This is a genomic window from Mammaliicoccus sp. G-M28 (genome assembly GCF_022386595.1).
Lineage (GTDB): Bacteria > Bacillota > Bacilli > Staphylococcales > Staphylococcaceae > Mammaliicoccus > Mammaliicoccus fleurettii.
Window position 1 is genome coordinate 1 of record NZ_JAJNIF010000009.1, and the last position, 14,074, is coordinate 14,074.

13 protein-coding genes are annotated in these 14,074 nt (G+C 30.5%); 2 read left to right on the top strand and 11 right to left on the bottom strand.

Translation table 11 applies throughout. The features are described from left to right. Positions 1 to 28: 28 nt before the first annotated feature. The 4 genes from LQ609_RS08850 to LQ609_RS08860 form a co-directional block, all read right to left on the bottom strand. Positions 29 to 1,378, bottom strand: coding sequence for an Ig-like domain-containing protein (locus tag LQ609_RS08850; RefSeq protein ID WP_239734596.1), 1,350 nt, complete (start codon positions 1,376 to 1,378; stop codon positions 29 to 31). 518 nt (positions 1,379 to 1,896) lie between these two features. Further along, positions 1,897 to 3,117, bottom strand: coding sequence for an MFS transporter (locus LQ609_RS08855; protein ID WP_239734597.1), 1,221 nt, complete (start codon positions 3,115 to 3,117; stop codon positions 1,897 to 1,899). A gap of 16 nt (positions 3,118 to 3,133) precedes the next feature. Next, positions 3,134 to 3,256, bottom strand: coding sequence for a hypothetical protein (locus LQ609_RS12695; RefSeq protein ID WP_275584148.1), 123 nt, complete (start codon positions 3,254 to 3,256; stop codon positions 3,134 to 3,136). Further along, entirely contained in the window at positions 3,243 to 3,548 is a 306-nt protein-coding gene (locus LQ609_RS08860) for a hypothetical protein (protein WP_239734598.1), read from the bottom strand. The genes LQ609_RS12695 and LQ609_RS08860 overlap by 14 nt, the downstream gene beginning before the upstream one ends. Positions 3,549 to 4,625: 1,077 nt before the next feature. Between LQ609_RS08860 and LQ609_RS08865 the strand changes: the two genes are divergently transcribed. Next, positions 4,626 to 4,895: a hypothetical protein gene (locus tag LQ609_RS08865; RefSeq protein WP_239734599.1), complete on the top strand. Its 270-nt coding sequence runs from the start codon at positions 4,626 to 4,628 to the stop codon at positions 4,893 to 4,895. A gap of 19 nt (positions 4,896 to 4,914) precedes the next feature. Further along, on the top strand, positions 4,915 to 5,094 hold the full coding sequence (locus LQ609_RS08870) for a hypothetical protein (RefSeq protein WP_239734600.1): 180 nt from the start codon (positions 4,915 to 4,917) through the stop codon (positions 5,092 to 5,094). Positions 5,095 to 5,513: 419 nt separating this feature from the next. Here the strand turns inward: LQ609_RS08870 and LQ609_RS08875 are convergent, their stop codons facing one another. The 7 genes from LQ609_RS08875 to LQ609_RS08905 form a co-directional block, all read right to left on the bottom strand. After that, positions 5,514 to 6,983 carry a glycoside hydrolase family 1 protein gene (locus tag LQ609_RS08875; RefSeq protein ID WP_239734601.1) on the bottom strand — a complete coding sequence of 490 codons (1,470 nt, stop codon included), beginning with the start codon at positions 6,981 to 6,983 and terminating at the stop codon, positions 5,514 to 5,516. Positions 6,984 to 7,025: 42 nt separating this feature from the next. After that, entirely contained in the window at positions 7,026 to 8,936 is a 1,911-nt protein-coding gene (locus LQ609_RS08880; RefSeq protein ID WP_239734602.1) for a beta-glucoside-specific PTS transporter subunit IIABC, read from the bottom strand. Positions 8,937 to 9,081: 145 nt separating this feature from the next. Next, positions 9,082 to 9,936 (bottom strand): PRD domain-containing protein, encoded by an 855-nt coding sequence (locus LQ609_RS08885; protein ID WP_239734603.1) that lies wholly within the window; start codon positions 9,934 to 9,936, stop codon positions 9,082 to 9,084. Between the two features lie 280 nt (positions 9,937 to 10,216). Continuing rightward, a complete protein-coding gene (locus LQ609_RS08890; protein ID WP_115336992.1) occupies positions 10,217 to 10,768 on the bottom strand; it encodes a DUF488 domain-containing protein in 552 nt (183 codons plus the stop codon). Positions 10,769 to 10,961: 193 nt separating this feature from the next. Continuing rightward, a complete protein-coding gene (gtfB, locus tag LQ609_RS08895; RefSeq protein WP_239734604.1) occupies positions 10,962 to 12,287 on the bottom strand; it encodes an accessory Sec system glycosylation chaperone GtfB in 1,326 nt (441 codons plus the stop codon). Further along, complete coding sequence (gene gtfA / locus LQ609_RS08900) at positions 12,280 to 13,785, bottom strand: accessory Sec system glycosyltransferase GtfA (protein WP_208143435.1); 1,506 nt, start codon at positions 13,783 to 13,785, stop codon at positions 12,280 to 12,282. Before gtfA ends, gtfB begins: the two co-directional genes overlap by 8 nt. 37 nt (positions 13,786 to 13,822) lie before the next feature. Next, complete coding sequence (locus LQ609_RS08905) at positions 13,823 to 14,011, bottom strand: hypothetical protein (RefSeq protein WP_078357243.1); 189 nt, start codon at positions 14,009 to 14,011, stop codon at positions 13,823 to 13,825. Between the last annotated feature and the right edge of the window lie 63 nt (positions 14,012 to 14,074).

Genomic DNA, 14,074 nt, shown 5'->3' on the forward strand with positions numbered 1-14,074 from the left:
CTTCTGTTGTCGGTTCTTCAGTCGTCGGTTACTCTGTTGTCGGTTCTTCCGTAGTCGGTTCTTCTGTTGTTGGCTCTTCTGTCGTCGGTTCCTCTGTTGTTGGTTCTTCCGGAGGTGTATCAGCAACATTTGTAACTTCTAAATTAATTTCTTTATTTACTTCAAAATCTAAAACTATGTCATTAGGGAAATTGGCTTTATCAATTTTATAACCATCAGGAACTTTAATTTCTTTAAGTTTGTGTGTTCCACCTTTAATATCTTTAAAAATTAATTTACCATTAGCATCAGTTGTTCCTTTGCCAACTACTTCTCCATCGATGTTAACTAATTCAAATTCTGCACCTTCTAATTGCTTAGTATCACCTTTAGAATCAATACCAATTTTAGAAATTATAAGATCTCCACTATATTTTTGAAGATCACCTTCTGCTTTACCACCAGCATTAATATTCTGTATAGTTGCATTAGAATTTTCGCTCATTTGGTTTCCTGATTTATCTATATACGTTACTGAAGAATTATTATCAAACGATGCTGCATTACTATCTGTAATCTCAGTAGAATAATAAATCAATAATTCATTATAAGTTGGATTATTAAACCAAACAGTGAAACCATTCCCACTGATTTCAACATGTCCTAATCCTCTGCTTTCAAATTCTTCTTTTGTATAATACTGTGCTTCATTTTGTCCTTTAGTTCTTACTGAAAACTGAAATTTATCTGCTTCTAACTTTTGACCTGGACCTAATGTATCTTTAATAATTGCTGGACTATTTGGACTAAAATAATCTTGTTTATTATTAAATCTAATTGTCCATTGTACATGGTCAGTATCATTTGGTTCTATTTGACCATTCTTAAAGAAAATTTCATCTGATTCACCACTTGAACCAGTACTATTGCTTACAATAATTTCTTTATGAATTGTTGTATTTCCAAAATTTAAATCAACATTATTTTTACCTTCTGTAGATTTATTTATCTCTGCTTCAAAAAAGAAACTACCTCTTACATTATCGATATTTTTTACATTGTCATTAAAGGTACATTTAATACCATCTACTGTTACTTCACACGTACCAAGCGTAACACCTTGTTCATTCTTTAACTCAAAAGTTTTATTAAATCCTTTAAGTTCTTCAGGTAAACTGATATTTATTGTGTCACCAGGTGATACTTTGGCACCACCAAATTCCACTGAAATTTTAGCTCTTTCACGATGAGTGAACTCTCCAGTTGAACCATCTGATTTTTCAACTTTAATATCTTTGATTATTTGTTGCGTTAAGTCTTGCGCATAAGCATGGTTGCTATGTACAAATACATTAGAAATAAGTAATAAAACAGTAAGTAATACGCATAATTTTTTCATAAAACCCTCCAATATTTTCCATTTCCCCAATTATATTACATATATATTTAGTTGTAAATAATGATTTTAATTAATATTTAAAGTTTTATATATGATTTAAAAATACTTTTTCAAATTAATTAATTGTTAAAACATCTTTTTTAGAGTGTAAAAGACATTATTCATAATTCTACACTTAGCCCAACTTAAGAAAGCACGGCCAATTCACTTCAAGCCTCACAAAAAAGAACTGAGACTTTTAATTTGTCTCAGCTCCCAGGGTGTCGACAAAGTCTTAGACTTTGCCGGCATTTTTTATGCGCATGCTTTCCGCGGGCATGTTCTCAGCCTGTAGTCTTCGAATCATGCTTTTCCCGCAGGAGTCAGCGCAAAAAAATACCAAATTGCCTACTTTAAAAACTATAAGTTAGATCAATCTTTTTCTTTATCAATTACTACTAAAAATTATCAACTCTTCCTTATAAGAATCATCAAATTCAATTATATTTACATTCATTTTTTTCTCCTTGTTGTTTTATTTAAGATCGTGTATTATTGTGCTTTTCCTTATTAAAAGATAGCACTAGCAATACTAAAGAAAGTACCAAAAAAAGTCCGAGAAATTTATAAAAACCAATCATGAATACAAAGTATCCAGAAACTCCACTAGCCAAAGCTCCAGCCAATGCAATAAATATATCTATATTCCCTTGTATTTTTGCTCTATTTAATCCGCTAGTATATTTGACTAGCATAGTAGTCCCACTAATAAAGCCAATATTCCAACCTAATCCTAGAAGTGCTAATGATATCAACAACATTAAAAAAGAACTTCCTGGAGAAACTATTGCTATTATAGTAGAGATAATAAAAATTAAACTTGATAAAGCTATCATTATTTTCGTACCAAATTTATCGATGATTCTTCCTGTGATTAATGAAGGTAAGAACATTGATGCGATGTGGATTCCTATTACCAAATTTATAGAGTTCAAACTATGATGATGTCCGTTCATATGAATTGGGGTCATAGTCATTATACTAATCATAACTACCTGTACAATTATCATAACAAGTGCTGATAGCAATATATTTCTCTTTGCATTATTATCTTTTAACACATCTTCATCGACTTTTAACTTTGATTCTTTATTTTTCTTTATCGAGAGCATCAATGGATCGGGTCTCATAAATATAAAAATTATTAGAAATGATAAAAAATATCCTAGGCTAGCCAAAATAAACGCACTTAACTCTTCCTTTATTCCTATATGAAGGAGATTGCTACTAATGAAACTTAAAATAAAAGGTCCTGCTAATACACCTACGGTTGTAAAGACCATTGCAACACTAATTGAAGTTGCTTTTTTATTATCAGGTGCTAAATCAGTACCTGCATAGCGGGACAAGAGATTGGCTGCAGCTCCTGCTCCGTATAGAAATAGTGACAACATAATTAAAAATATACTATTTGTTTTATATGCAAAAATAACACCTGCAGACCCTAAACTACCAATAAAAAATCCTGTTGATAAACCTATCCTTCTTCCATGATTTCCAGAAATTTTACCAACTAAATAAGCAAAAAAAGCTGAACCTAATGTAAATAACATGGAAGGAAGTCCGGATAAACTCTCATTTCCTATAATCTGCTTAGCCAGTATTGCACCTACCGATATACCGGCTGATAATCCTAGTCCACTAAATATTTGAGAAAATATAACTACGATTAATGTTTTTTTATATTGATTATTAGTCATTGATGTATGGATCATATTAATTACCGTTTAATCTTTCTAATATTTCATTTAGTATTTTTTCAAAATAACCTTCAAATAACTTTACATTAGAACTTTGAAACATAGAATCATGATCACCAGAAACTTTAAAATAACTCAAAATAGTTATTATTATTCATGTTTTTTAATGAATGCTTAATTTTATCTGCTACTAGGTCAATAGGTTGATTTGTTTCCTTACAGTAATCGATTAATTGTATCCATATAGATGTATTATAAATATTATATTTACTATATCCTATATTTTCTCTTACATCTTCAATATAATTTTTTACTGATTCTACGTTAGAAATGTTATTTTTAAAAGCTGTGGGAGCTTCTACGCTCGCTAAAAATAAATACACTTTTTCAGAGTGAATCTTTAATATACTTTGTTTGTTTTTAAAATTCACAAAAGAAAATAGGAATTTATAAATGATTTTAATCTACTATTTCGAATTTTAAAAAATATACTTTCAATAAAGTTCCAAGAAGTAGCTAGAATACATTATTTTACTATTTAGTTCATTATATACTTTTTTTCCAAAAAAATACATATTAAGATATAAAGATACGTAAGAACGAATTTGGTAAGCCTTTTTTAGAAAATCATTCTGAATTCATTTCAACATCCTCTATTCAGAAAATTTAATCATTATTGCTATTAGTAATAAAAATATGGGAATTCATATAGAAAAAACAACACTTAGACAGTGACTTTCAAAATTTTTTCATTAGTATTATTAATGTACTGGTTTTCTGTATACGAATTTTCAGGAAACGGCTTTTGATTACTACTTTCATTCTCATCGACTAGATGACTTTCTATCTTTTCAGAGTCTATATCTTTATAAGTCAGCAAAATAGATTGTTTATTTTCTATTGCATAAATTTGAGCACCATTACTGAAAATCCTCAAAATACCAATCAACAACAAGGGGAAAATCAATCGGCAGAAGTAAATATATACCTGAAGTTAAAATGAATGAAGGTAAAAAAGGAAATCAATCAGCAAAAGAGGATAAGGAAAATGAACCGCCTAAAAAAGGGTTTTGGATCCGTTTTTTGGTAACTAATTATAGTAAACATTATTTGTGTAACTTAAATTAACCTTCATCTGTTGGCTTAAATGCTAAGACACTTCCATATAGCTTAACATTATGTGCTTTTTATTTTCAAAATATCAAGTATTTCTGAATTACTTACGTTATCCATTTTCTTTCAACGCTAAAAACAAATAAAAATATAAAATTTCTAAATCTAATGAAAATTATCCGAAATTTAGGTTATAATAGTTTTGTAAAAAATTACCAAAATTAGATGTTTTTATTGTGCAGTCAAAAAAGGAGTTTTTTCTCAACAGGTTTTTACTAACTTTATCTTTAGCACTAATTATTAGCCCATAAGCAGTTATTTAACCAGAATCTAATACCGCAAATGCAAAATTAGTAAAAATGAAAAGTTGAATCGCTGGGTATACTTGTTACAAAATGAATTACTACATAACACCAGGAAAAACAAAATCATTAGCAAAGCAAACAAAAAAACTTAATAATATACAAGCTATAACTAATTTCATCGGCTTAGCCGGATTAAACGCAAGTATTCTGTCATTAACTTTTGGTACAGCAGTATATACTAATAACGTCTTTAAAACAGCTGCTAAAAAAGGAAAAGGCGTACAAGTAAGCTATATCCTCTACTCCAGTAATACGACTACAGTAAAATACAACAGAAACGCAAAATATGTTATAAAATAAATAAAGGAGATGATTAAAAATGAAATTTGGTAAAATAACTATTTCATGTATCGCTTTAGCAATAGCTATTGGATTAATACTAATTTTATCTGGGGCCAGCAGTAGTCAACAAACAATATATTTCATAATTGCTATAATCATCACAAATACAGTAAAAATAATCGAAAATAAAAGAATTGAAAATAAAAACAACCTTTGATCAAAAAAGAAGAAGTAGCTTCTACTTCTTCTTTCAGACTGTGGACAAACTGAACTTAAATTTATAAGTTCAGTTTGTTTTTTTGGTTTTAATAAGTATATTTTATCAACTTTTCTTAACAAATGATTTTTTTGGTACCAATTCAGAAACAGAAATCATTTCATATTGGCCGCGCTTATCAGTAGATCTATTTAACATAGAATCAACTCCTAAATAAAATTTCATCTATATTATAAAATAATTTGTTAATATTTGGTGTTTTTTTGCGCTGACTCCTGCGGGAAAAGCATGATTTGAAGACTACAGGCTGAGAACATGCCCGCGGAAAGCATGCGCATAAAAAATGCCGGCAAAGTCTAAGACTTTGTCGACACTCTGAGAACTGAGACATTTAATTTGTCTCAGCTCCTAATTATCTATTACAATTCTTCGCCATTTGTTGCGATTACATTTTTGTACCATGCGAATGAATCTTTTTTATAACGGTTTAGTGTTCCATTTCCTTCATCGTCTTGATCAACGTATATAAAGCCGTATCGTTTGGACATTTCTGATGTAGACATGCTGATTAAATCAATTGGTCCCCATGCTGTATACCCCATTAAATCTACACCATCTTTAACCGCTTCTTTCATTTGTATAATATGTTTTTTTAAGTAATCTATTCGATACTCATCTTTAATTGACCCATCTTCTTCTACTTTGTCGTAAGCACCTAAACCATTTTCTACTAAGAATAGTGGTTTATTATATCGATTATAGAAATCACGCAATGTTACGCGCAATCCTATTGGGTCTATTTGCCAACCCCAATCTGATGTTTCTAAGTATTCATTTTTCACGCCACCTTTGACCATATTTCCTGACACTTCATTTTTTAAATTTTCAGTTGAAATTGTCATAGTCATATAGTAACTAAATGAAATGAAATCGACTGGATATTGTTTAAGTATCTCTTCATCGCCTATTTCTTTTTCTATTTGAATATTATTTTCTTCAAAATATCTATTCATATATTTTGGGTATTCGCCTTTTGCTTGAACGTCTGTAAAGAACAAGTTTAAGTCATTTTGTTGTTGTGCTTCTAATATGTCTTCCGGATTATTCGTATGTGGATATGTTTGCATACGTGCGAGCATACATCCTACTTTTGCTTCTGGCATCATTTCTTTTGCGATCTTAGTAACTAACGCACTTGCAACAAACTGATGATGTACTGCTTGATACGCAATTTCTTCTTTTGTTTTATGTGAAACTTTTTCTGTTAATATGCCACCGCCTGTATAAGGACTATGGACAATAACATTAATTTCATTAAATGTTAGCCAATATTTCACTTTATCTTTATATCGCTTAAATACTGTTTCTGCATAATTTGTAAAACAGTCTATCATTTGTCGGTCATACCAACCATTAAACCTATTTGTTAATGCGATTGGTGTTTCATAATGTGACAATGTAACTAATGGTTCGATGCCGTATTTTTTTAATTCATCAAAGACATTATCATAAAATTGAAGACCCGCTTCATTTGGCTCTTTATCATCTCCATTAGGAAAGATACGCGTCCAATTGATTGATAATCTAAATACTTTAAATCCTAGTTCTGCAAATAACGCGATATCTTCTTTATAACGATGATAAAAATCAATGCCGTCTCTCTTAGGAAATCGATCATTCGTTTCTCCAGCTATTACTTGTTTAATGTAGTCTGCCGTTACATCCATTGAAAGATTATGCTTACCTCTTTCATTTTTCGGAATGTATTTCACGAAATCTGCTGTCGACATTCCTTTATCATCTTCATTATATGCACCTTCAATTTGGTTAGCTGCTGTAGCCCCTCCCCATAAAAAATCTTTATTGAATCCATGAATTGTGCTGTCCATAATCTAACACTCCTAAATGTATTTTAGTGATGCCATTTCTAATTATTTAACTAAAGATAATAAATGTTCTCCTTCAAATATTTCACCGTTCTCATTAATTGGAAGTACATCTAAATATTCCATAGTATTAGTTATAATAATCATTGTTACCGTTTGAATATCTTTGCTTCGTATCGCTTCACGATCAAATTCTACTAATAAATCTCCAGCTTTAACATGATCTCCTACTTTAACGTGATCTTTGAAAAATGCTCCATTTAATGAAACTGTATCAATACCAATATGAATCAATATTTCTTCTCCATTATCACCTTTAATACCAATAGCATGTTTAGAATCTGGTAGTACCATAATTTGTCCGTCTATTGGTGAAACAACTTTATTTTCCTCTGGCTCTATCGCAATACCTTTACCCATAATCTCTTCAGAAAATGTTGCATCAGATACTTTTGATAATGGAACTAACTTACCTTTAAGTGGCGATAATACTGTCGTTGCTTTTGAATCAATCGCTGACTCTTCATTATTATTAGCGATATGATTATCATTAACTTCTTCTGTTATTAATTCATTAGGCTTTTCTTCTTTAAACCTGAAAATAACAACTAATATACATGCAAGTAAAATACTTAAAACATATAACACTGCTGCAACAATTAAACTTTCCATATTACCAGATGGATTAGCGAAAATAGGAATTGCGAATACACCCATTAAACCAGTCATAGTAAATGCTTTTAATCCATACCATCCTGCAAATGCACCAATTAATGATGCTGAAATAATCGCTAACACAAATGGCTTTTTCATTTTCATATTAACACCATACATTGCTGGTTCAGTAATACCAATGGCTGCAGATAAACTACTAGAAATACCTAAATATCTCATATCTTTATTTCTTGTCACAATCGCTACCCCAAGAGCAGCACCAGCTTGAGCAGCATTACTGATTAAAAATGCTGGTCCAACCATGTTGTCAAAACCAATTGTTGTTAAACTTGTAATCGCTATTGGAGCTAGCGCATAATGCATACCCGTCATTACAATAAGTGGCATTAAACCTGCAATTAACAATCCTGCAAAAAGACCTGAGAAATCGAATAACCAAGTAAATGCACCGGCCAATAATGCACCTAATCCATTACCTAATGGTCCTATTAACCATAAAGAAAGTGGTATAACAATTAAAAATGCAATCATAGGTGCAAACATTAATTGTAAAGCTGAAGGCATCACTTTTTTCACTGCGTTATATACATACTTCAAGAAAATCACACTAATAATAATCGGTATTACTGTTGTTGCATAACTTGCAAACGGTATATTGAAAAATCCTAATCCTAGAAAATCAAGTGATTTAGGACCACCTTCACTCATTTTACTAAATGATTCCATAAATGTTGGATACATAAATGTACCTGCAACAACTAGCGCTAAATATTCATTTGTGCGTATTTTTTTAGCTGTAGAAACCGCTAAGAAGAATGGTAAGAAGTAAAATATACTATCTCCTATAGCATTTAAAACAAAATATGTATCACTCTTTGGTGACATCCAACCAGCTGTTACAAATACCGCAAGAAGACCTTTTAATAAACCTGCGCCTGCTAATGCTGGTAATATCGGTGTAAATACGCCTGAGATAAAGTCCATAATAGAAGATACAATACCTTGTTTATCTTCCGAATTTCCATCACCTTGATTACCCACCATGTTATCTATTTCCTCGTACACATCTGATACACGATTTCCAATAATCACTTGAAATTGATTACCGGAAAATTGCGCACCCATTACACCATCAATATTTTTAACTTTTTCTATATCTACCTTGTCTTCATCCTTTAATTTAAATCTTAATCGAGTGGCACAATTCCAAACTTGATTAATGTTGCTCGAGCCGCCTATTTTATCTAATACTTGTTGTGCCATGTCTTTTGTAGTAGCCATTTTTTTATTCCTCCTTCAATATGCTTATAACTTATTTTTTAAAATTTCATTTTATCCAAAAAAAATTACCTAAATAGAGCTAAGTCCTGTAAACTTAGTCTATTTAGGTAATGCCTAATGTATCATTAGTAACAATCCATACGAGCTATTCACTTCTTTGTTGATTTGTCACACGCCAAATATGTAACGTTAAATATAATTTTTCATTCGATGAAACTGTCCAATTATATTTTTGTTTAAATAGTGCAGCAATTTTTTCTGTTGCTTGATAGGCTTTTTCGTACTTATTCTTTGCTGCTTCTAGAACTGTTTGATCCATGTCCTCATCATCTGTCATCGTTTGTTTAAATTGACGGATAAAGAAATATCTTAAATGCGTAATAAATCGTGTATAGTTAAATGAATCTTTATCAAGACTGATTTGAAAATGATATTCTACAATTTTGATAATACGATTTATAACCTCAGTCATTTTGAGTGTCTCTTCAATTTGTGTTCTTTGCTTTTGCTGTGCATTCACAAAGTGATAACACAAAAATGTTTCTTCGCTTTTAGGAAGAAGTACATCAAGACGATCAAAGATAAGTCGTATTGTTTCTTGTGCTGCCTCATACTCTTTCGGGTATAAATTTTTAACTTCCCAACGATTCATGTCAGGATAATCAATGTTATCGTGCGCACGTTTCACTGCAAAATTCAAATGGTCTGCGAGAGTTAAATAAATATTATTATTAAATGTAACATTGAGTTGGGATTCAGCATTTTTGATACTTTCAACAGAAGCATCTAATACATCTGAATCAATATCACTTAGGACTTGTAAAAATGGCCTTCTATCTGGTGATTGTTCAGCAACAAACTTTCGACGTACAATTGAATCATCAATTAAATCGCCTTTGCTTTTTCTAAATCCTACACCTGTGCCCATAACAATCCATTCTAACCCAGAAGAATCTTTAACTAATGCCACATTGTTATTAAAAGCTGTGATATATTTCAAAGGTCATTCTCCCATCTATTAAAAATGCCTTATAATACAAAAGTATAATTACCATGGTAATGCCTGATCGAGTCAGTAACAATCCATAACGAACAATTAAACTATGTCAGTAAACAAAATACCATGACAGTAATTTAATGTCAATTTGTATTATAATTTGAAAATCTCGGAGAATCGCACGAAGACTCCAAAGATATCGTGCGTTTTAGTTCAAATCCATCCGAATCGCACGATACTTCTATAATCTATATTTTCACATATTACTTTTCATTCCAACTTGTTAAGTTTGCTTAGGATAAACTACTTCTCCATCATCTTCAAGAATTGGCATGGCACCCCATTTTCCTAATTGATGTGGTACGACTTTAATGCCTTCTTTACTATTAAATATAATATGGTTCACTTCTATTTTATGTGCTACTAACCAATTACTTATAATTAATCGATGACATCTTGATGGATGTTGCTCAGCGCACAGTATTGCTACTGTTTCTTCTTTACTCATTTCAATTAATTCATTAACACCAATTTTAAATTCATCTGTTAATGTATAATCTGCATAATTATGAAATGATTGATTGTCCCATCCTTCATTTAGAGAATCACCAATTTCTTGTGATTGCTTTCGGCGTCCACCTAATAGCTGCATATGTTGATATTTTATATGGTGATTTTCTAACCATTTTTCAAATGATTCTTGATTATATTGAGGGTGACGTTTACTATTAGGAAATGCTCGAACATCAGCTATCATAGTTATGTTAGCTTCTTCCAACATTTGCATAAATGTATCTAACTCATAATCATAATGACCTATAGAAAAAACAGACAATTGTTCAACCTCCGCTTCCTAACATCACATATTATTTACGATTTTTCTTTTTCTCTTCAAATATAGCTAAGACAATAAAGCCTATAATAAATACTGGAATAAATGCAGCAATAAACATCATATTAATACACCTCTTATATACATGTTAATTACAAGTTTAGCTAATTAGAAAGATTAATCAAGTTATTAAGAATCACTTCTCCAATGACTGAATAAATTCTGTTGTGTTAATGGATCCTGCTGTTTGTAATTGCAATTGAAGTCGTTGATCTAACACTGATTGGTCTGTGCTTATTTGTTCTAGTGTCGTGCTTAAGGCTGCGTAACTTTCTATGTCGAACAAGTTATGCTCTGCTGTGACATCCTTGTTATGTGCGAGTTCGTTATATCCTAGGATTAATAATTGATAATCAAATGCTGCTCTTACTGCATCTAATATTTCATTTCCTTTATTTATATCTAAATAAATATCACATGTTTTATAAAGTGAAACAAACTTTTCTCTTCGTGCGTTTGGATATAAATTTACATTTGGATATTGATTCAATTTCATTAAATTCATAGACATTTCAGTTAACGCTGTGATATGAAATTCTAGTTCTGGATGTGATTGTATAATTTCTTCAATATGTGGCAATTGATCCGAGTTGGTCAATGTTAATACTTGATTTGAATGTTGATTAGATTTTATAAATTTATAAACATAACCAGCTTGGTGAATTCGATCTTTATATTTTCCATCTATTAATGATAGAGCTTTTTCATAAGATGACTGACTAGGTAGCAACAGTTTATATTGTCTTTTTTCTTTTGCTAATGCTTTTTCCAAATGACTGATGATATTTTCTGTAATATCACCTTGCCAGAAAATCTGATCATTTCCAGGACCAGCTAATCCGTTAAGCACTGCTGATGGTATTGAAAGTGAATTAATCATGAAATCTTCAGTTTCTAATTGTGCTACTTTAAGATAAAAGTTCACAAACTGAATTTTTGAATGGAAAAAGTATTCTTTATTCTTCCAATTTAGCGTAATATCATTTGTTATAAAGTTTTCTATCATAAATAAGTCATTGTTATGGTTGAAATACCTTTTCAAAATTCTCTTTTGAGTTTGAACATCTAACACGACTTGCGCGTATTTTAATCCAAATTTATTATAGTAATCTATATATTGCGTATGTCCGCGTTTATTCAACCATTCCACACGCTCTACAATTCTTTGTTTATAATTCTTCTTATATATAATTCGTGCCTTAACTTCATCAACATTTTTAATAAATGCTGTATTATTATTACCTTCAATCGTCCAAAATCTCGGAATTGTCACTTCATTAAAAAATAAAGGACTTATTGTTGAAGTAGGATTATTCGCAAAAAATTGATAAGGCGTTAATACACCATCTGGTAAAAATCCGTTTTCTTCAATAACAATCGTTGTTCGTTGATTACCAGCATGTTTGAATGAATTATATAAAACGATCGCTTTTTTATCAAAAACATCAAATAAATTAATCATATAACACCTCACTAATTAGCTTTTTCCACTTTTGTGCTATAACTGGTTGCGTGAATTTTTCTGCAATTTCATAAGATACTTGGGTAAAACGATGCGTGTCCTGTTCAAAATATCGAACAATACCGTCTGCGATATGATTTACAATTTCTGATTCTTTTTGTTCATTTAAATTAATTGGTATTAAATAACCATTTTGTTCATCTTTGATAAAAGTAGGATTTCCATAATTCACATCAAATCCGATCATTCCTAGTCCTGATCCTATCGCTTCCATCAATGTTAATCCAAAACCTTCGCTTGTAGAACCTGATAAGAACAATTCATAGTCTTTATATACTTGGCTTAAGTTAACGTGACCTTGTAGTTGAATGTATTCTTCTGCATTATTTTCTTTAATCAAATCCTTCAATAAACGCTTTTGACCACCTTCGCCATAAACATCAAACGTAATTTCTGGAATTGTTTCTTTTGCTTTCACTACTGCTTTCACTAACCAATCTACATGCTTTTCGTTTGCTAACCTTGAAGCTGTAATAATTGAATACGGCTTTCGTTGCTCTGGTTTAACTAAAGTACTTAAACTCCCAACTGGAATTGTATATATCTTAGGATACTTATGGTAATACTTTTCAAATTGCTCAGCTAATAGTTGGTTTTGAATATCGGTAGCAGTAATAAAGAAATCTATTTCATGTGCATTCATAAATACATATTCATAATAATTGTTCCATAGAATATTAGAATCATTAGTCGCCGTTTGATTATAATGTTCAGCATGAATCACGATACCTAAACGTGCTGCACCTTTATTTTGAACCACTGTCTGTCCAATATCTTTAGAACGATCAACTATAAGTAAATCTTCTTCAGTTAAATTAAGTTTTTCTAAAAAATAAGTTATAAAATCTTGTTTCGTATATAGCACTTTATCTTTAAAGACAAACATGCTTTCATCTTCATTTACATATTCATTGTAAGCAATTGAGCCATCTTCATTATAAAAAGTTCTCATATATAACTTTGCAGCATTATCTTCAGGCGCATAGTATTCTGATAAGATTCGAACATACGAGTAATAATCTCTTCTAATTAACTTTCCTCTAGAAATATATTCAACTCTATCGACAATATCACTGTCTTCATTCTTTAAATGACAATTTATATAGTTATGATCACTATTGTAATAAATGCGTCTCACTTTGCCTTTATCTTCAATTTTTGTAACCTCTGAATGTAATTGACTAGTAATTTCCTCAATTGTCACACTTGTAGGTGCAATTTTTATATCTGTAAAATACTGATACAACCATATTATTTCATCATCTTTAAATCCTATATTCTCAGTTAATGTTTGAATGTTTTCATTTTTAATAAAGTCTAAAAAGACGAATTTAATCGTTTGCTCGCACTTTCTTAATAACTGCGCTCTATATAATTGCGCATACTCAACACCACTACTTGCCCATCCAATTCCAAGATTAATATTATAAACTGTCACCTGTATCACCTCACCTTATATTTTTATCAGTTTTGTATTATATAAACAATCTAACTAAGCTTGATACCATTAAAATCACTAAAAAGAATGTACACATAAACTTTAGAGTAAAGAATTGTTTCTTTTCTTGTTTTTTCTCTTTTTTAAAATCATATTCACGTAATTCATCTTCAATTTCTTTATTAAGTCGTTCTAATTCTTCTTTACTTATATCAACATTATTCATTTTATTTACCTTCTTACTTTTTAAAATTATGATTACTGACCACGAGTCAGTTATATTCTAAAA